Annotated in this window: 21 protein-coding genes; 16 read left to right on the top strand and 5 right to left on the bottom strand. The window is 68.7% G+C overall.

Annotated features, from left to right (window positions below; translation table 11 throughout):
• Positions 1–23 precede the first annotated feature (23 nt).
• From JOF40_RS16275 to JOF40_RS16230, 10 genes are all read left to right on the top strand, one after another.
• Positions 24–719, top strand: a complete 696-nt coding sequence (locus JOF40_RS16275; RefSeq protein WP_246152870.1) for a helix-turn-helix transcriptional regulator — start codon at positions 24–26, stop codon at positions 717–719.
• A complete protein-coding gene (gene sufB / locus JOF40_RS16270) occupies positions 716–2,164 on the top strand; it encodes a Fe-S cluster assembly protein SufB (RefSeq protein WP_129183634.1) in 1,449 nt (482 codons plus the stop codon). The genes JOF40_RS16275 and sufB overlap by 4 nt, the downstream gene beginning before the upstream one ends.
• The gene (gene sufD, locus JOF40_RS16265; RefSeq protein WP_129183636.1) at positions 2,161–3,342 is read left to right on the top strand and encodes a Fe-S cluster assembly protein SufD; all 1,182 of its coding nucleotides are present in this window, start codon (positions 2,161–2,163) and stop codon (positions 3,340–3,342) included. The genes sufB and sufD overlap by 4 nt, the downstream gene beginning before the upstream one ends.
• On the top strand, positions 3,339–3,659 hold the full coding sequence (locus JOF40_RS16260; RefSeq protein WP_129183638.1) for a non-heme iron oxygenase ferredoxin subunit: 321 nt from the start codon (positions 3,339–3,341) through the stop codon (positions 3,657–3,659). Before sufD ends, JOF40_RS16260 begins: the two co-directional genes overlap by 4 nt.
• A 2-nt stretch (positions 3,660–3,661) precedes the next feature.
• On the top strand, positions 3,662–4,441 hold the full coding sequence (gene sufC / locus JOF40_RS16255) for a Fe-S cluster assembly ATPase SufC (RefSeq protein WP_129183640.1): 780 nt from the start codon (positions 3,662–3,664) through the stop codon (positions 4,439–4,441).
• Entirely contained in the window at positions 4,438–5,703 is a 1,266-nt protein-coding gene (locus JOF40_RS16250) for a cysteine desulfurase (protein ID WP_129183642.1), read from the top strand. The genes sufC and JOF40_RS16250 overlap by 4 nt, the downstream gene beginning before the upstream one ends.
• A 25-nt stretch (positions 5,704–5,728) precedes the next feature.
• On the top strand, positions 5,729–6,226 hold the full coding sequence (gene sufU / locus JOF40_RS16245; protein WP_129183644.1) for a Fe-S cluster assembly sulfur transfer protein SufU: 498 nt from the start codon (positions 5,729–5,731) through the stop codon (positions 6,224–6,226).
• Entirely contained in the window at positions 6,223–6,585 is a 363-nt protein-coding gene (locus JOF40_RS16240) for a metal-sulfur cluster assembly factor (protein WP_056608951.1), read from the top strand. Before sufU ends, JOF40_RS16240 begins: the two co-directional genes overlap by 4 nt.
• Before the next feature lie 39 nt (positions 6,586–6,624).
• Complete coding sequence (locus JOF40_RS16235) at positions 6,625–7,419, top strand: hypothetical protein (protein WP_129183645.1); 795 nt, start codon at positions 6,625–6,627, stop codon at positions 7,417–7,419.
• Between the two features lie 159 nt (positions 7,420–7,578).
• On the top strand, positions 7,579–9,177 hold the full coding sequence (locus JOF40_RS16230) for an ABC-F family ATP-binding cassette domain-containing protein (protein ID WP_129183647.1): 1,599 nt from the start codon (positions 7,579–7,581) through the stop codon (positions 9,175–9,177).
• Positions 9,178–9,190: 13 nt separating this feature from the next.
• Here the strand turns inward: JOF40_RS16230 and JOF40_RS16225 are convergent, their stop codons facing one another.
• Entirely contained in the window at positions 9,191–9,991 is an 801-nt protein-coding gene (locus JOF40_RS16225) for an SURF1 family cytochrome oxidase biogenesis protein (protein ID WP_129183649.1), read from the bottom strand.
• Between the two features lie 69 nt (positions 9,992–10,060).
• Here JOF40_RS16225 and moaA point away from each other — a divergent pair, with 69 nt between their 5' ends.
• Positions 10,061–11,047, top strand: coding sequence for a GTP 3',8-cyclase MoaA (gene moaA / locus JOF40_RS16220; protein WP_129183651.1), 987 nt, complete (start codon positions 10,061–10,063; stop codon positions 11,045–11,047).
• Between the two features lie 4 nt (positions 11,048–11,051).
• Here the strand turns inward: moaA and JOF40_RS16215 are convergent, their stop codons facing one another.
• Together JOF40_RS16215 and JOF40_RS16210 are read right to left on the bottom strand one after the other, a co-directional pair.
• Complete coding sequence (locus JOF40_RS16215; protein ID WP_129183652.1) at positions 11,052–11,258, bottom strand: acetone carboxylase; 207 nt, start codon at positions 11,256–11,258, stop codon at positions 11,052–11,054.
• On the bottom strand, positions 11,251–11,589 hold the full coding sequence (locus tag JOF40_RS16210) for a DUF3099 domain-containing protein (RefSeq protein WP_209674657.1): 339 nt from the start codon (positions 11,587–11,589) through the stop codon (positions 11,251–11,253). Before JOF40_RS16210 ends, JOF40_RS16215 begins: the two co-directional genes overlap by 8 nt.
• Positions 11,590–11,632: 43 nt before the next feature.
• On the opposite strand from JOF40_RS16210, the gene JOF40_RS16205 reads away from it, so the two are divergent.
• Positions 11,633–11,848: a dodecin gene (locus tag JOF40_RS16205; protein ID WP_129183656.1), complete on the top strand. Its 216-nt coding sequence runs from the start codon at positions 11,633–11,635 to the stop codon at positions 11,846–11,848.
• Between the two features lie 10 nt (positions 11,849–11,858).
• On the opposite strand, the gene JOF40_RS16200 is transcribed toward JOF40_RS16205, so the two are convergent.
• Positions 11,859–13,064, bottom strand: coding sequence for an MFS transporter (locus JOF40_RS16200; protein WP_129183658.1), 1,206 nt, complete (start codon positions 13,062–13,064; stop codon positions 11,859–11,861).
• 92 nt (positions 13,065–13,156) lie between these two features.
• Between JOF40_RS16200 and JOF40_RS16195 the strand changes: the two genes are divergently transcribed.
• A complete protein-coding gene (locus JOF40_RS16195; RefSeq protein ID WP_129183660.1) occupies positions 13,157–13,471 on the top strand; it encodes an ArsR/SmtB family transcription factor in 315 nt (104 codons plus the stop codon).
• On the opposite strand, the gene serB is transcribed toward JOF40_RS16195, so the two are convergent.
• Positions 13,468–14,685, bottom strand: coding sequence for a phosphoserine phosphatase SerB (gene serB / locus JOF40_RS16190; protein ID WP_129183662.1), 1,218 nt, complete (start codon positions 14,683–14,685; stop codon positions 13,468–13,470). The two genes, JOF40_RS16195 and serB, sit on opposite strands and share 4 nt — an antisense overlap.
• A 91-nt stretch (positions 14,686–14,776) precedes the next feature.
• Here serB and JOF40_RS16185 point away from each other — a divergent pair, with 91 nt between their 5' ends.
• The 3 genes from JOF40_RS16185 to JOF40_RS16175 are packed head-to-tail and all read left to right on the top strand — an operon-like array spanning position 14,777 to position 17,180.
• Entirely contained in the window at positions 14,777–15,607 is an 831-nt protein-coding gene (locus JOF40_RS16185; protein ID WP_129183664.1) for an ABC transporter ATP-binding protein, read from the top strand.
• A complete protein-coding gene (locus tag JOF40_RS16180; RefSeq protein WP_129183666.1) occupies positions 15,604–16,077 on the top strand; it encodes an NfeD family protein in 474 nt (157 codons plus the stop codon). Before JOF40_RS16185 ends, JOF40_RS16180 begins: the two co-directional genes overlap by 4 nt.
• Entirely contained in the window at positions 16,077–17,180 is a 1,104-nt protein-coding gene (locus JOF40_RS16175; protein WP_129183668.1) for an SPFH domain-containing protein, read from the top strand. Before JOF40_RS16180 ends, JOF40_RS16175 begins: the two co-directional genes overlap by 1 nt.
• Positions 17,181–17,298: the final 118 nt, after the last annotated feature.

The following is a 17,298-nucleotide window of genomic DNA, read 5'->3' as shown; positions in this document are numbered from 1 at the left end:
GGCACACTGGTGTTGTGAAATACGTGCAGCCCATGGAGAAGGTGTCGGTCGACGACGCTCCCACGCGCACACGCGTCTCGCAGACGATTCTCGAGAACGGCCCGTCCACGGCCGCCGACCTGGCCGAGCAGCTCGGCCTGACGGCCGCCGCAGTGCGCCGCCACCTCGACCACCTGATCGACGAGGGCGTCGTCGAGGCGCGCGATCAGCGCATCACGGGTCAGCGCGGCCGTGGCCGTCCGGCCAAGGTGTTCGCGATCACCGACGCCGGCCGCGACGGCTTCGAGCACGCCTACGACGAGCTCGCCGCCGGAGCCCTGCGCTACCTCGCCGAGACCGGGGGAGACGCCGCGGTCATGGCCTTCGCGCGCCACCGCCTCGTGGATCTCGAGGACCGCTACCGACCCATGCTGCAGCTCGCCGACGTCGCCCAGCGGCCTCGTGTGCTCGCCGAGGCGCTGAGCAACGACGGCTTCGCCGCGTCGGTCAGCACGACGCCTGCGGGTGCCCAGATCTGCCAGCACCACTGCCCGGTCGCCCACGTGGCCGAGGAGTTCCCCCAGATGTGCGAGGCCGAGGCGGAGATGTTCTCCCGCCTCCTCGGCTCCCACGTGCAGCGGCTCGCCACGATCGCCCACGGCGACGGCGTCTGCACGACCCACCTGCCCCACTCCACCGAGACCACCCGAACCCCCACCGCAGAGAGGTTGCCCTCATGACGACCACGTCAGAGACGACAGCAACACCCAATGCCATCGAAGAGGCCAACCCGGGCCTCAAGGATGTCGGCCGCTACGAGTTCGGCTGGTCCGACGGCAACGACGCCGGCGCGAACGTCCAGCGTGGCCTCAGCGAGGCCGTCGTCCGCAACATCTCGGCGCTCAAGAGCGAGCCCGAGTGGATGCTCGACCTGCGCCTCAAGGGCCTCAAGCTGTTCGGTCGCAAGCCCATGCCGACCTGGGGCTCTGACCTCGGCGGCATCGACTTCGACAACATCAAGTACTTCGTGCGGTCGACCGAGAAGCAGGCCGCCACGTGGGACGACCTGCCCGAGGACATCAAGAACACGTACGACCGGCTCGGCATCCCCGAGGCCGAGAAGCAGCGCCTCGTCTCGGGCGTCGCGGCACAGTACGAGTCCGAGGTCGTCTACCACTCGATCCGTGAGGACCTCGAGGCCCAGGGCGTCCTGTTCCTCGACACCGACACGGCGCTCAAGGAGCACCCCGAGCTGTTCCGTGAGTACTTCGCGACGATCATCCCGGTCGGCGACAACAAGTTCTCCGCGCTCAACTCCGCGGTGTGGTCGGGCGGCTCGTTCATCTACGTGCCCAAGGGCGTCCACGTCGACATCCCGCTGCAGGCCTACTTCCGCATCAACACCGAGAACATGGGCCAGTTCGAGCGGACGCTGATCATCGCCGACGAGGACTCCTACGTCCACTACGTCGAGGGCTGCACTGCGCCCATCTACTCCAGCGACTCGCTGCACTCGGCCGTCGTCGAGATCGTCGTCAAGAAGGGCGCCCGCGTCCGTTACACGACGATCCAGAACTGGTCGAACAACGTCTACAACCTCGTCACCAAACGCGCCGTCTGCGAAGAGGGCGCGACGATGGAGTGGGTCGACGGCAACATCGGCTCCAAGGTCACGATGAAGTACCCCGCGGTCTACCTCATGGGCGAGCACGCCCGTGGCGAGACGCTGTCGATCGCCTTCGCCGGCGAGGGACAGCACCAGGACGCCGGGGCCAAGATGGTGCACGCGGCCCCCAACACGTCCAGCTCGATCCTGAGCAAGTCGGTCGCCCGTGGCGGTGGACGCACGTCGTACCGCGGCCTGCTGCAGGTGCTCGAGGGCGCCGAGGGCTCGGCCAGCACGGTCAAGTGCGATGCGCTGCTGGTCGACCAGATCAGCCGTTCCGACACGTACCCCTATGTCGACGTCCGTGAGGACGACGTCACCCTGGGCCACGAGGCGACCGTCTCCAAGCTCAGCGACGACCAGCTCTTCTACTTCATGTCACGCGGCATGGAGGAGGACGAGGCGATGGCGATGATCGTGCGCGGCTTCGTCGAGCCGATCGCGCGCGAGCTGCCGATGGAGTACGCCCTCGAGCTCAACCGCCTGATCGAGCTCCAGATGGAAGGAGCGGTCGGTTGAGCCTCGCCGAAGCACTCGAGCTCAAGCCCGTCGAGAGCCACCTGCACCCCGAGGGATCGTTCGACCTCGCAGATCACGACGTCCCGACTGGCCTCGAGGAGATCTGGCGGTTCACGCCGCTCAAGCGCCTCCGCGACCTGCACAAGGACGCGCCGCTCGACGGTGACGACTACTCCATCGACGTCGACGCCGCCCCCGGAGTGACAGCTGTGTCGGTGCCCGCTGCCGACTCGGCGCGCGGTGTCTCGGGCTACGTGCCGGTCGACCGTGTGTCGGCTCGTGCCTGGGCCGCGGCCCGGTCCGTCTTCGAGGTCACGATCCCGGCCGACGCCGTGGTCGAGCAGCCCACGACCCTGCGCTTGACCGGCAGCGGCATCGAGAAGGCTGCCGCGGGTCACCTGCTGGTGCGCGCCGGCAGGTTCAGCAAGGCCGTCGTCATCGTCGACTACAACGGCTCGGCCACCTGGGCCGAGAACATCGAGGTCGTCGTCGAGGACGGTGCCGAGCTCACGTTCGTGACGGTCCAGGACTGGAACGACGACAGCGTGCACGTGGTCACCCAGCACGCGACGGTCGGCCGGGACGCGACGTTCAAGCACGTCGCGGTCTCGCTGGGCGGCGACGTCGTCCGCGCCAGCACGTCGGCCGACTACCGCGGCACCGGCGGCAGCGTCGACATGCTCGGCGTCTACTTCGCCGACGCGGGCCAGCACATCGAGCACCGGCTGTTCGCCGACCACACGGCGCCCAAGACCAAGAGCAATGTCGAGTACAAGGGCGCGCTGCAGGGGCAGGACGCCCACACGGTCTGGATCGGCAACGTGCTGATCCGCAAGGAGGCCGAGGGCATCCTGACGTACGAGAGCAACGACAACCTCGTGCTCACCGATGGCGCCAAGGCCGACTCGGTGCCGAACCTCGAGATCGAGACCGGCGACATCGAGGGTGCCGGCCACGCCTCGACGACTGGCCGCTTCGACGACCAGCACCTGTTCTACCTGCAGAGTCGCGGAATCCCCGAGGAAGAGGCGCGTCGACTCGTCGTGCACGGCTTCTTCCACGACATCATCCGTCGCATCGGCGTCCCGTCGTTGCAGGAGCGTCTCATCGCCTCGATCGAGACTGAGCTTGCCGGACATCTCGGGCTCGCCGAGCACGTGGGACGCCTCGACGCATGAGCTACGTGAAGGCGGCGACGCTCGCCGACGTCCCGGACGGGGGAGTGCTGGCTGTCGAGGTCGACGGCCAGGAGATCGCTCTCGTGCGCGACGGCGACGACGTCCACGCCATCCGCGACGAGTGCTCGCACGCATCGATCCCGCTGTCCGAAGGCGACGTCGAGGGATGTGAGATCGAGTGCTGGCTGCACGGGTCGCGCTTCGACGTCCGCACCGGCAAGCCGCTCAACCTTCCGGCCACCGAGGCCGTACCGACCTACCCCACCCAGATCGAGGGAGACACCGTGATGGTCGATCTCTCCACCCCCAGGAGCTGAACATGGCAACACTCGAGATCAAGGACCTGCACGTCTCGGTCACCACCGAGGAGGGCGAGAAGGAGATCCTCAAGGGCGTCGACCTGACCGTCAAGACCGGCGAGGTGCACGCCATCATGGGGCCCAACGGCTCCGGCAAGTCGACGCTGGCCTACTCCATCGCCGGTCACCCGAAGTACAACATCACCAGTGGAACCGTGACGCTCGACGGCGTCGACATCCTCTCGATGTCGGTCGACGAGCGCGCCCGCGCAGGCCTGTTCCTGGCCATGCAGTACCCCGTCGAGGTGCCGGGCGTCTCGGTCGCGAACTTCCTGCGCACCGCCAAGACCGCGATCGACGGCGAGGCTCCCAAGCTGCGCACGTGGGTCAAGGACGTCAACGCCGCCCTCGAGCGCGTCACTCTCGACAAGGACTTCGCGCAGCGCAGCGTCAACGAGGGCTTCTCCGGCGGCGAGAAGAAGCGCCACGAGATCGCCCAGCTCGAGCTGCTCAACCCCAAGTTCGCGGTGCTCGACGAGACCGACTCCGGCCTCGACATCGACGCCCTGCGGGTCGTCTCCGACGGTGTCAACCGCTACAGCGATCAAGGTGACCGCGGCGTGCTCCTGATCACGCACTACACGCGCATCCTGCGCTACATCAAGCCCGACTTCGTGCATGTGTTCGTCGCGGGTCGCGTCGCCGACCAGGGCGGACCCGAGCTGGCCGACGAGCTCGAGGCCAACGGCTACGACAAGTACGTCAAGGCTGCCGCGAGCGAGGCTGTGACCTCCGCGTGACCGTTGTCGAGGGGACCACGACCGACTCCGCGTCGTTCGACGTGGCACGGATCAGGGAGGACTTCCCGATCCTGGGCCGCCGTCTGCCCGGTGACCTGCCGCTGGTCTACCTCGACAGCGCCAACACCTCGCAGAAGCTGCGGCAGGTCATCGAGGCGATCGACGAGCACTACCGGCTGCACAACGCCAACGTGGCCCGTGCCATGCACTTCCTGGGTGCCGAGGCCAGCGCCGCGTTCGAGCTGGGACGCGACAAGGTCGCCGCGTTCATCAACGCGCCCAGCCGCGACGAGGTGGTGTACACCAAGAACGCCTCCGAGGCGCTCAACCTCGTGGCCCGCGTGCTGGGTGACGCGGGACGGGTCGGGGCCGGCGACGAGATCGTCATCACCGAGATGGAGCACCACTCCAACATCGTCCCGTGGCAGCAGCTGGCCCAGCGCTCCGGCGCGAGCCTGCGCTGGTTCGGCGTCACGGACGAGGGCCGGCTCGACCTCGACGACATCGACACGCTGATCACCGAGCGCACCAAGGTCGTCTCGCTGACCTGGGTGTCCAACATGCTGGGCACGATCAACCCGGTCGAGACCGTCATCGCCAAGGCGCACTCGGTCGGCGCGCTGGTCGTCATCGACGCCTCGCAGGCCGTGCCGCAGTTCCCGGTCGACGTCGCGGCGCTCGGTGCCGACTTCGTCGCGTTCACGGGCCACAAGGTCGTCGGGCCCACCGGCATCGGCGTGCTGTGGGGTCGCTACGACCTGCTGGCCGAGCTGCCCCCGTTCCTGGGTGGTGGCGAGATGATCGAGACCGTCACGATGCAGGGCTCGACGTACGCTCCTCCGCCGGCGCGCTTCGAGGCCGGCACGCCGCCGATCGCGCAGTCGGTCGGTCTCGGCGCGGCGGTCGACTACCTCAGCGCCGTCGGCATGGAGAACGTGGCCGCGCACGAGCAGGCCATCACGGCCTACGCGCTCGGCGCGATGCAGGAGATCGACGGTCTCACGATCGTCGGGCCGAAGGACGCCGTCATGCGCGGGGGAGCGGTGAGCTTCACGCTCGACGGCGTCCACCCGCACGACGTCTCGCAGCTGCTCGACTCGCGCGGCATCGCGGTGCGCGCCGGACACCACTGCGCCAAGCCGGCGCACCTGCGCTTCGGCGTGCAGTCGACGACCCGCGCGTCGTTCTACCTCTACACGACCGAGCAGGAAATCGATGCGCTGGTCGAGGCGTTGCACTTCACGAAGGCCTACTTCGCATGAGGCGGCTCGACATCAGGGAGGCGCGATGAACACCGCGGCCATGGATGCGCTCTACCAGGAGATCATCCTCGACCACTACAAGCACCCGCACGGTGCCGGACTGCGCGAGCCGTTCGAGGCCGAGGTGCACCACGTCAACCCGACGTGCGGCGACGAGGTCACGCTGCGCGTCCACCTCGACGGCGAGACCGTCAGCGACGTGTCGTACGACGCCCAGGGCTGCTCGATCAGCCAGGCCTCCACCTCGGTGCTCAACGACCTCATCATCGGCAAGAGCGTCACCGAGGGCATGGCCGTGCTCGACAGCTTCACCGAGCTGATGCAGGGCAAGGGCAAGGTCGAGCCCGACGAGGACGTTCTCGAGGACGGCATCGCCTTCGCCGGCGTCGCCCAGTTCCCGGCACGCATCAAGTGCGCGCTGCTGGGCTGGATGGCCTGGAAGGACGCCGTCTCGCAGGCGCTCGTCACCACCGACACCACGACCTCATCCACCGACTCAACGAGCACGGGAGACACCGCATGACCACCGATCACTCTGACCTCCCCGAGGTCAGCACGGCACCGGCCGGCGCGACGACCAAGGAAGACGTCATCGAGGCCATGAAGGACGTCGTCGACCCCGAGCTCGGCATCAACGTCGTCGACCTCGGCCTGGTCTACGGCGCCGACGTCGATGAGCACAGCAACACGGTGCTCTCCATGACGCTGACCTCCGCGGCCTGCCCGCTGACCGACGTCATCGAGGACCAGACCCGCGCGGCGCTCGACGGCATCGTCAACGACTTCCGGATCGAGTGGGTCTGGATGCCGCCGTGGGGCCCCGACAAGATCACCGACGACGGCCGCGAGATGCTGCGAGCCCTCGGCTTCAACATCGGCTGAACCGAGGGCGACTGCGCCCCTCGCGTGGGATCGTGTCCCATGAGCACAGCGGGCGACATGGACATGGCTGCCCGGTCCGTCCTACTCCCCGTCATGCTCTGCGTGCTCGTTGACGGGGCTGTTGCCTACGCCGTGCTGGAGTCGCCCTTCGGAACGTTGGGATTCTTCGACGACACCCCGCCCGAGGGATCTGTGGCCGTCCCGGTGCTCGCCGGTCTGATCCTGGGCGTTGTCCAAGCGGTGGCGTTCGGGACCCGGACCACCGTCGTCGCGGCGGCCGTGAACATGGCGGTCGCGTTCGTGACCGTGATGTACATGATTCCGGTGGGCATGGTGGTCGTCGGATGCGTGCTGGGAGCTGCCGTCGCCCGCGGGGCACGCCGACGACTGCCCGGACAGTGGGCCGTGTCGGCGGCGGTGGCGCTGGCGCTCACCGGAGCTGCGTCAGCGTGTTACGGACTGACCCGTAGCGATCCGCCCGACCTCCCTCTGCTCGACGTCATCTCGGTGCCGGACGCACCTGCCGTCGTGATCGATCCGCAGGAGCGGTCGAAGGAGGGCGCGGCGGTCCTGGGCGACCTCGCGCAGATCGGGGGATGCCTCGGGATCGTCGACAGGACCGCAGGACGTCACGAGTACGTCGTGGCATGGCCGCAGGGCACGACAGCCTCGTCCGCGCCGTACGTGCTGAGCTATGAGGGCCGTTCCTACCGGCTGGAAGACTTCGTGGCGGTGCGAGGCGGTGCGCCGATCACGATGGCGATCGATCTCGAGGCATATGCACCTGACCTGCCGGCGTCCTGCCGTGGACGCGACATCCTGCTGGCGGGCTGACTCACCTGTGACCAAGGGCACCACCACCGTCCCTGCGGGGCGGTAATCCTCTCCCCAGCGGGGACGTAGACTGGGCGGGTGAGCTTCTACCAGCGGGAATGACGTCGAGCGCGATCTGCGCTCCGTCGACCCCCTCACACCCCATATCGAAGGTTTCTCATGCTCACCGTCTCCAATGTGGAGCTGCGCTTCGGCGCGCGCGTCCTGATGTCCGATGTCTCGTTCCGCGTCGACAAGGGCGACAAGGTCGGTCTCGTCGGCCGCAACGGTGCCGGCAAGACGACGCTCACCCGCATGCTGTCGGGTGACGGTCAGCCCGCGCAGGGCTCGATCACGTCGACCGGCAAGATCGGCTACCTGCCGCAGGACCCCAAGTCGGGCGACCTCGCGACGACGGCCCGTGACCGCATCCTCGGCGCACGCGGTCTCGACGAGGCGCTCACCGCGATGCGCAAGGCCGAGATCGACATGGGCTCGCCCGATCCGGCGATCGCCGAGAAGGCCATGAAGGCGTACACCCGCGCCGACACGCTGTTCGGTGCAGGCGGCGGCTACGCGGCCGAGTCTGAGGCCGCGACGATCTCGCACGCGCTCGGCCTGCCCGACCGCGTGCTCGAGCAGCCGCTGTCGACGCTGTCGGGTGGTCAGCGCCGTCGCATCGAGCTGGCACGCATCCTGTTCTCGGACGCCGACACGCTGCTGCTCGACGAGCCCACCAACCACCTCGACGCCGACTCGGTGACGTGGCTGCGCGGCTTCCTGAAGTCGTTCAGCGGCGGCATCGTGATCATCAGCCACGACGTCGACCTGATCGAGGAGACCGTCAACAAGGTCCTCTACCTCGACGCCAACCGCGCCACGATCGACATCTACAACATGGGCTGGGCGTCGTACGTCAAGCAGCGTGAGGCCGACGAGGCACGCCGCAAGCGCGAACGCGCTCTGGCCGTCAAGAAGGCCGATGCGCTGACGTCGCAGGCCAACAAGTTCCGCGCGAAGGCCTCGAAGGCCTCGACCGCCCAGCAGATGCTGCGCCGCGCCGAGCAGCTCGTCTCGGGTCTCGAGGGTGAGCGGGTGCAGGACAAGGTCGCCAACATCAAGTTCCCGAAGCCGGCGCCCTGTGGCAAGACGCCGCTCATGGCGGAGGGCCTGTCCAAGTCGTACGGTTCGCTCGAGATCTTCCTCGACGTCGACCTGGCGATCGACAAGGGCAGCCGCGTCGTGATCCTGGGCCTCAACGGCGCGGGCAAGACGACGCTGCTGCGGATGCTGGCCGGCACGCTCAAGCAGGACAGCGGCGAGGTCATCCCGGGGCACGGCCTCAAGATCGGCTACTTCGCCCAGGAGCACGAGACGCTCGACACCTCGCGCACCGTCCTCGAGAACATGCAGGCGCAGGCACCCCAGCTGACCGACACCGAGGCACGCAGCGTCCTGGGCTCGTTCCTGTTCAGCGGTGACGACACGTCGAAGCCGGCCGGCGTGCTCTCCGGTGGTGAGAAGACCCGGCTCGCCCTGGCCAGCCTCATCGTCTCGAGCGCCAACGTGCTGCTGCTCGACGAGCCCACCAACAACCTCGACCCTGCCTCCCGCGAGGAGGTGCTGCGCGCCATCCGCAACTACGAGGGCGCGATCGTGCTCGTCTCGCACGACGAGGGTGCCGTGCGCGCGCTCGAGCCCGACCGGGTGCTGCTGCTGCCCGACGGCGACGAGGACCTGTGGTCCGAGGACTATCTCGACCTCGTGACCCTGGCCTGAACCCGCGGGTCCGTCAGGCAGGCGTCGGAAAGTTCGACTGCCGCGGCTTCTTGCCAGGCTGGTCGGCGAATCCGTCGAGGCGGGTCGGGTTGCGGCGCTCCTTGGCCTCGGCCCGTGCGAACCAGAAGTAGCCGACCGTGGCCAGCAGGGCGAAGAACCACCACTGCAGCGCGTAGAAGAAGTGCGGCCCCTGCCCCAGCTCGGGCTTCGGCTCTGCCGCGAGGGCCGTCGCGGGTGCGGGCTTCTCGGCCTGCAGGTTGACGTAGCCGTCGACGAGGTCGTACGGCATGACCTGCCCCAGGGCGTCGCTCGAGATGGCCCGGATCTGCCCCTCGGACGGACGCACCGCGGCTCCGCCGGCACCGTTGTTCTGACGCAGCCATCCCTCGACCGTCACCTCGCCGGTCGGCGGGGCGGGCACCTTGGGACGCTTGACGGTGTTCTGCGTCTCCATCCAGCCGCGGTCGACGAGAAGCGCATCGCCGGAGGGGAGCACCAGCGGCGTCACGACGTCGACGCCGGGAGCCCCGTCGCGGGTCGTGAACTTGACCGTCAGCTGCTGGTCGACGTCGTAGGTGCCGGTCGCTGAGACGCGCGTCCACTCGTTGGTCTTGTCGACCGCGGAACCGGGCGGCATGGCCGTGTCGATGTCGACCGGATCGGTGGAGAAGTGCTGGGTGATGATGTCGTTGCGGTCGAGCCGCAGCTCGAGCTTGTGCATCTGCCAGAACCCGAGGCGGGTGCAGAGGGCGGCGAGGACGATCACGAAGATCGCGAAGCCGATCCACCGCGCGCTCAGCATGAAGCGATACACACCTTGACGGTAGTTGTCGGCACCAAGGACGAGGCAGCCGGGTTGGGCCGAGCAGCCTAGGATGGTGGGATGGACCTCATCGATCGGCACGGCCGTGTGGCCACGGATCTCCGGGTCTCGCTGACCGACCGGTGCAACCTGCGCTGCCAGTACTGCATGCCCGCCGAGGGCCTCGACTGGCTGCCCACCGAGGCGACGCTCACCGACGACGAGCTCAACCGGCTGATCCGCATCGGCGTCGAGATGCTGGGCATCCGCGACGTCAGGTTCACGGGTGGGGAGCCGCTGCTGCGGCGCAGCCTGCCGGCGCTGGTCGCGGCCACGAAGGCGCTTCCGTCGGGTCCGCGCACCGCGATGACGTCCAACGGGCTGGGGCTCAAGCACACCGCGAGGGCGCTGGCCGAGGCCGGCCTCGACCGGGTCAACATCAGCCTCGACACCACCGATCCGGCGACGTTCGAGAAGATCACCCGCCGCAACCGCCTGCACGACGTCATCGACGGCCTGGCCGCCGCCCACGACGCAGGCCTGCGCCCCGTCAAGGTCAATGCGGTGCTGCTGCGCGGCATCAACGACGGCGAGGCACCCGACCTGCTGCGCTGGTGCATGGCGCGCGGCTACGAGCTGCGGTTCATCGAGCAGATGCCGCTCGACGCGCAGCACGGCTGGAACCGCGAGGCCATGGTCACCGCCGACGAGACGCTGGCGCTGCTGGGCGAGCACTTCGACCTCACAGGTCTCGACGGACGCGGGTCGGCCCCGGCCGAGAAGTTCCGGATCGATGGCGGTCCGCACACCGTCGGCATCATCGGCTCGGTCACCAAGCCGTTCTGCGGTGATTGCAACCGGGTGCGGCTGACGGCCGACGGGCAGATCATGAACTGCCTGTTCGCCCGTGAGGAGTCCGATCTCCGAACGCCGATGCGTGCCGGCGCCACTGACGAGGAGATCGCCGATCGCTGGATCGCGGCGATGATGACCAAGCTGCCCGGCCACGGCATCGACGACCCGACGTTCCTGCAGTCCGACCGGCCCATGTCGGCCATCGGCGGCTAGTGCCTCACGCGTCGAGCGGGACCGTCTCGCGGTAGAAGTCGCGCGCGTCCAAGAAACGACGCAGCGTCTCCTCGTGGTCGCCGCACGCCAACCAGATCTTGCGCCGGTCGGGCGTGTGCAGCTTGGGGTTGTTCCAGACGACCTGATGGACAGCGGCGTCGGTGCAGCCCTTGGACGAGCAGATCAGGGGCTCAGCCTCAGCCTCAGCCACGGTCGAGCCCGCTGGTGCGCGTCGCCTCGATCTGCCTGCCGGGCTCGGGACCGAACGGCGAGGGCCCGTCGCCCTTCTTGCGCACGCCGGCGTTGGCGAAGATGACCGCTGCGTAGGGCAGGAACACGGCGCCGACGAACATGAGCCAGCCCGCGACGGCCCACGGCATGGGCTGCATCACGAGCACGACACCGCCAAGGAAGCACAGCGTCCGGATGAGCATCGAGACGGCATAACGCTTCTCGCGCCGCATGCGGTCGTCGGTCTGCGACTCGGCCGCCGTGGTGATCGAGAAGACCTGCTGCTTGCGTGGTTCGCGGGACTCGGGCACCCCTTCAGCGTACGCCGGTGCGGCGACGCTGCATGATGGGCACATGACTGACCGCACATACCGCATCACCGAGATCGTCGGCACCTCTCCGGACGGCGTCACGCAGGCCGTCGACAACGGGATCAAGCGCGCCTCGCAGACCCTGCGTCACCTCGACTGGTTCGAGGTCACGGGCATCCGTGGGCAGATCACCGACTCCGAGGTCGGCCACTACCAGGTCACGATGAAGATCGGCTTCCGCCTGGAGGACGACGAGTAGCTCGTCAGTCTCAGTCACGCGTCGTGAATCTCCGCAGCACAGCCGCAGTGGCTGACAGGACGACGACGGCACCTCCGTAGACGTACGTCGTCTCGGCCAGTCCGATGTGGCTCGACGCGATACCGGCCACGACGGCCGGGATGCCGAAGGCCAGGTAGCTCACGACGAACACCGCGGCGAACAGCTCGCCTCGCTCATGGGGCGCTGCGAGCGGGGTGATGGATCGCATGATGCCCATGAACGACGCGCCGAAGCCCACGCCGGCCACGACGGCCGCCGCGATGAAGCCCCAGTAGGAGCCTGCCGCGAGAGCGACGAGGGTCAACGCGGTGCCGGTCGCCAGGGCGGTGGTGCCGCCGATCGTGAGCTCGCGCGGGGTACGGCGTCGCGCCAGGTAGCAGGTCAGCGCTCCGACGCCCGTCAGCACGGCGACGACGAGACCCTGCTCGACGTGCCGCTCGGCACCCAGCTCACGGCCCGCCAGAGGCGCACCCAAGGACAGGTAGAGCCCGCCGGTCGCCCAGCCCGCGAACAAGGCAGGGGCGCTGCGCAGGAACGGGACCCGGGCGGCAGGAGGCAGGCCGGCACGGGGGATCAGTGAGTGCAGCAGGCCCTCGCGGCGCGGCGACGTCTCGGGCACCAGCCAGATGGCACCCGCGACGATCACGGACAGGGCAGTCAGGGTGCCGAACACGATCGCCGTGGCAGACGAGGTGCCGTCCAGCAGGGCACCGGCCACGATGGCGCCCAGTGCCAGGCCGCCCAGTGGACTGACGCTGTTGAGCGTCGCCGCCGAGCCCGGCCGGCTCGCCGGCTCGCTGTCGACGACGGCGGCCGACAGCGACGACATCAGGAGCCCGGCCGCGACGCCTTGCACGAAGCGTGCGCCGATCAGCACCGCGACGCTGTCGGCGTGCCAGAACGCGAGCATGCTGCCGGCCAGCACGATGAATCCTGCCGAGATGACGGGGCGTCGTCCGACATGGTCGGAGAGCGAACCGGCGACCAGCAACGTCAGCAGCAGCGTGACGGCGTACACCGCGAAGATCGCGGTCATGGTCGTCGCCGAGAACCCGATTTGCTGCTGCAGCACGGGGTAGAAGGGCGACGGGGCGCTGGCGCAGACCATCATCACGACGACTGCGGTGACGGCAAGCCCGAACCCGGACGCGCGCGCGGTCGTCGGGGACGTCGTCGGTGGCGCGGTGACGGTCATGGGTTCTCCAGGTGCCGGGGTCAATTGGTTCGAACGAAATGGAACCTTCTCACCGTACGCCGGTGCTTGGAAAGTTCAAGTATTCTCGAACCATGACGACGATCACACGGCTCCCGCACCCCGAGGTGGCTGACGTGGCCCTCACCGATGTGCTGTTCGCGCTCAGCGACCCGGCGCGACTGCAGATCGTCCGCGAGCTGGCCGCCGGCCCGCTGACGATGGCTGAGTGCGGGGTGACGAATCCCGACCTGCCGAAGTCGACCAAGTCGCACCTCATGAAGGTGCTGCGGGAGGCCGGCGTCGTGCGCAACGAGCCCGACGGGCGGCGACGCGTCGTGAGCCTGCGCAGGGACGAGCTCGACTCGCGGTTCCCGGGGCTGCTCGACTCGGTGCTGGGGACGGACTAGATGTCGGTGAGGTCGGCCTCGTCGGCCGCCTCGACCTCCTCGCGGGTGATGCCGAGCAGGTAGACGATCGTGTCGAGGTAGGGCACGTTGACCGAGGTCTGCGCCTGGTCGCGCACCAGGGGCTTGGCGTTGAACGCGATGCCGAGCCCGGAGGCCGCGAGCATGTCGAGGTCGTTGGCGCCGTCGCCGATCGCGACGGTGTTCTTGACGGGGATGCGCGCCTCGGCGGCGAACCGTCGCAGCGCCTCGGCCTTGCCGGCACGGTCGACGACGGGCCCGACGACACGGCCCGTGAGGCGTCCGTCGACGACCTCGAGCTCGTTGGCCGCGAAGTAGTCGATGTCGAGCTCGGCGGCGATCTTCTCGATGATGTGGGTGAACCCGCCGCTGACCAGCGCGAACCGGTAGCCCAGGCGCTTGAGCGTGCGGATCATGGTGCGCGCGCCCTTGGCGTACTGCAGCGACTCGTAGACGGCGTCGAGCGCGGACGCATCGACGCCCTCGAGCAGCGCGACGCGGGCGGTCAGCGACTCGCCGAAGTCGAGCTCGCCGCGCATCGCCGACTCCGTGATGCGCGCGACCTCGGCCTCGCAGCCGGCGTGGGCCGCGATCATCTCGATGACCTCGCCCTGGATGAGGGTCGAGTCGACGTCCATGACGACCAGGCGCTGCGCGTGCCGCAGGATGCCGTTCTCCTGCACCGCGACGTCGACGCCCTGCTCGTGCGCGATGGCCGCGAGATCGGCCTGCAGCCGGTCGGGGTCGGCCCCCGAGACCTCCATGCGGATCGCCGTGACGGGGTAGCGGGCCATGCGCACGATGCGGTCGATGTTGCCGCCGTCGTCCTTGATGCCCTGGGCTAGGGCGGCCATCGCCGCGGGTCGCAGGGGAGAGCCGAGGACGACGACCTGGGCGCGTCCGACCCGCCGCGCGCGGTTGTCGCCCGTGCCGTGCTCGACCGTCACCTCGAGGCCGAAGTGCTCGCCGACGGCGTGGACCGTGCGCTCCAGCAGGTCGAGGTCGTCGGGATGCGTCACGAGGGCGCTGAGGATGAGCCGCCCGCGCACCACGAGCTGCTCGACGTCGATGACCTCGACGCCCGTGGGCGCGAGATCGCCGAACAGGCGCGTCGTGACACCGCTCTGGTCGGGACCCATGAGGGTCACCAGGACGGTCGGATCGGTGAAGTGCACGGTGGGCACGGGCTCGGTCATCGCACCCGAGGCTATCGCTGACGGCTAACACGGTCGCGATAGGTTGGCACCACCGATCATTCCTCCCACCGCGCGACGACCAGGAGGTTGCATGCCTGCCGCTTTCGAGCTCTCGAAGGTCAGCGTGGTGCGCCCCGGCAAGACTCTTCTCGACGACATCAGCTGGACCGTCGGTGACGACGAGCGCTGGGTCGTCCTCGGGCCCAACGGTGCCGGCAAGACGACGCTCCTGCAGATCGTCGGTGCCGCACTGCACCCGACCTCCGGCACCGTCGACATCCTGGGCGACCGCCTCGGGCAGGTCGCGGTCGCCGAGCTGCGCACCCGCATCGGCCACACCAGCACCAAGGTTGCCGAGCGCATCCCGCCGGCCGAGTCCGTCCGCGACGTCGTCCTGTCGGCGGCCTACGGCGTGACGGGTCGCTGGCGAGAGGAGTACGACGACGAGGACGAGGTCCGCACCGACCAGACGCTGGGGGAGTGGGGCATCGCCGCACTCGCCGGGCGCACGTTCGGCACGCTGTCGGAGGGCGAGCGCAAGCGGGTGCTGATCGCCCGTGCCCTCATGACCGATCCCGAGCTGCTGCTGCTCGACGAGCCCGGGGCGGGCCTCGACCTGGGTGCCCGCGAGGACCTGCTGGCCAGCCTCGAGGCGCTCGCCAGCTCTGCGGGTTCACCCGCGCTCGTCATGGTGTCTCACCACGTCGAGGAGATCCCGGTCGGCTTCACGCACGTGCTGATGCTGCGGGACGGCAGGGCCGTCGCGCAGGGACCGATAGCCCAGACACTGACGGCCGAGCACCTGTCGACGACGTTCGCCCAGCCGATCCAGCTCGATCACGACCATGGACGCTATGCCGCACGTCGGGCAGGATACGGACGGCGGGCCATGCGGCCCGCCGACACGGGGGGGAACGCATGACCGACTGGATCCGCGAGAACGCCTGGGCCACCTGGCTGGGGGTCGCCGTCGTGCTGGCCGTCGTCGAGATGCTGAGCCTCGACCTCGTGCTGCTGATGTTCGCGATCGGTGCGCTGGCCGCGGCTGCTGCCGCAGGCCTCGGCGCACCGGTGTTCGTCACCGTCCCGCTGTTCGCGATCGTCTCGCTGCTCCTGCTGTTCCTCGTGCGTCCGTCGATCGTCGCGAAGCTGCACGCCGGGCCGACCCTGCAGACCGGTCACGTCAACCTCGTCGGTGCGACCGCCGTCGTGGTCGAGCCGGTCGACGAGCGCAACGGACGCATCCAGCTGCGCGGCGAGCTGTGGTCGGCACGCACGACCCACGACCTCGCCTTCGACACCGGCACCGAGGTGCTGGTCACCCAGATCGACGGTGCCACCGCCGTCGTCACCTCAGCCACCACTGCATCGCCCCTCTCCAAGGAGTCCTGATGTCCGCAGCACTGATCGTGCTCGTCCTGCTCGCCGTCCTGGCGATCGTCGTCGTCTCGATGACGGTCAAGATCGTCCCCCAGGCCCGGTCGGGCATCGTCGAGCGCTTCGGCAAGTACCGCACGACCCTGTCGGCCGGCCTCAACATCGTCATGCCGTTCATCGACAAGGTGCGCTACGTCATCGACCTGCGCGAGCAGGTCGTCTCGTTCCCGCCGCAGCCCGTCATCACCGAGGACAACCTCGTCGTCTCGATCGACACCGTCATCTACTTCCAGGTGACCGACCCCGTCGCCGCGACGTACGAGATCGCCAACTACATCCAGGCGATCGAGCAGCTGACCATGACGACGCTGCGCAACATCACCGGTGGCATGACGCTCGAGCACGCGCTGACCAGTCGTGACCAGATCAACTCCGGCCTGCGCGGCGAGCTCGACTCGGCCACCGGCAAGTGGGGCATCCGCGTCAACCGTGTCGAGCTCAAGGGCATCGACCCGCCGCCGTCGATCATCGACGCGATGGAGCAGCAGATGCGCGCCGAGCGCAACAAGCGTGCGGCGATCCTCACCGCCGAGGGCGAGCGCCAGTCGGCCATCCTGACGGCCGAGGGCCAGAAGCAGTCGGCGATCCTCACGGCCGAAGGTGAGCGCCAGGCGCAGATCCTGACCGCCCAGGCCGACCGCCAGGCGCAGATCCTGCGCGCGCAGGGCGAGGCGCAGGCCATCCAGACGGTCTTCCAGGCGATCCACGACGGCAACCCCGACCAGAAGCTGCTGTCGTACCAGTACCTGCAGATGCTGCCGAAGATCGCCGAGGGCGACAACGCCACGACGTGGATCATCCCGGCCGAGCTCACCAAGGCGCTCGGGACGCTCGGCGGCACGATCGGCTCGATCCCGATGGACGGCGGCGGCAGCAAGACCCGGGTCGACTACGACTCCGAGATCGAGGACGACGTCGCCGAACAGGACGCCGCCACCACCGAGGCCGTGCAGGAGGCGCTCGACGCCGCCAAGGCAGCTGAGAACCCCGCCACGTCGGCCGCGGATGTTCCGCCGGCACCTCCGGCGGCTCCGCCGGTGGCCCCGCCGCAGGGCTGACTCCTCCGCACCACCCCGAAGGGGCTCGTCGACAACCTGTCGACGAGCCCCTTCGGGCGTCTGCGGCGAAGGTACGTCCTGCGTTCATTCGTCGTTCATCGCACACGGTCCGGGACAC

The organism is Aeromicrobium fastidiosum, from assembly GCF_017876595.1.
Taxonomy (GTDB): domain Bacteria; phylum Actinomycetota; class Actinomycetes; order Propionibacteriales; family Nocardioidaceae; genus Aeromicrobium; species Aeromicrobium fastidiosum.
Note: the sequence above shows the minus strand (reverse complement) of the source record. Positions and strands in the feature narration are given on the sequence as shown.

Excerpts from the sequence above, each read along its gene's own strand:
- JOF40_RS16260 (WP_129183638.1), top strand. The coding sequence starts at position 3,339 with ATGAGCTACGTGAAGGCGGCGACGCTCGCCGACGTCCCGGACGGGGGA.
- JOF40_RS16230 (WP_129183647.1), top strand. The coding sequence starts at position 7,579 with ATGCTCACCGTCTCCAATGTGGAGCTGCGCTTCGGCGCGCGCGTCCTG.
- sufU (WP_129183644.1), top strand. The coding sequence starts at position 5,729 with ATGAACACCGCGGCCATGGATGCGCTCTACCAGGAGATCATCCTCGAC.
- JOF40_RS16175 (WP_129183668.1), top strand. The coding sequence starts at position 16,077 with ATGTCCGCAGCACTGATCGTGCTCGTCCTGCTCGCCGTCCTGGCGATC.
- JOF40_RS16185 (WP_129183664.1), top strand. The coding sequence starts at position 14,777 with ATGCCTGCCGCTTTCGAGCTCTCGAAGGTCAGCGTGGTGCGCCCCGGC.
- sufB (WP_129183634.1), top strand. The coding sequence starts at position 716 with ATGACGACCACGTCAGAGACGACAGCAACACCCAATGCCATCGAAGAG.
- JOF40_RS16200 (WP_129183658.1), bottom strand. The coding sequence starts at position 13,064 with ATGACCGTCACCGCGCCACCGACGACGTCCCCGACGACCGCGCGCGCG.
- serB (WP_129183662.1), bottom strand. The coding sequence starts at position 14,685 with ATGACCGAGCCCGTGCCCACCGTGCACTTCACCGATCCGACCGTCCTG.
- sufC (WP_129183640.1), top strand. The coding sequence starts at position 3,662 with ATGGCAACACTCGAGATCAAGGACCTGCACGTCTCGGTCACCACCGAG.
- JOF40_RS16180 (WP_129183666.1), top strand. The coding sequence starts at position 15,604 with ATGACCGACTGGATCCGCGAGAACGCCTGGGCCACCTGGCTGGGGGTC.
- JOF40_RS16235 (WP_129183645.1), top strand. The coding sequence starts at position 6,625 with ATGAGCACAGCGGGCGACATGGACATGGCTGCCCGGTCCGTCCTACTC.
- moaA (WP_129183651.1), top strand. The coding sequence starts at position 10,061 with ATGGACCTCATCGATCGGCACGGCCGTGTGGCCACGGATCTCCGGGTC.
- JOF40_RS16195 (WP_129183660.1), top strand. The coding sequence starts at position 13,157 with ATGACGACGATCACACGGCTCCCGCACCCCGAGGTGGCTGACGTGGCC.
- JOF40_RS16205 (WP_129183656.1), top strand. The coding sequence starts at position 11,633 with ATGACTGACCGCACATACCGCATCACCGAGATCGTCGGCACCTCTCCG.
- JOF40_RS16240 (WP_056608951.1), top strand. The coding sequence starts at position 6,223 with ATGACCACCGATCACTCTGACCTCCCCGAGGTCAGCACGGCACCGGCC.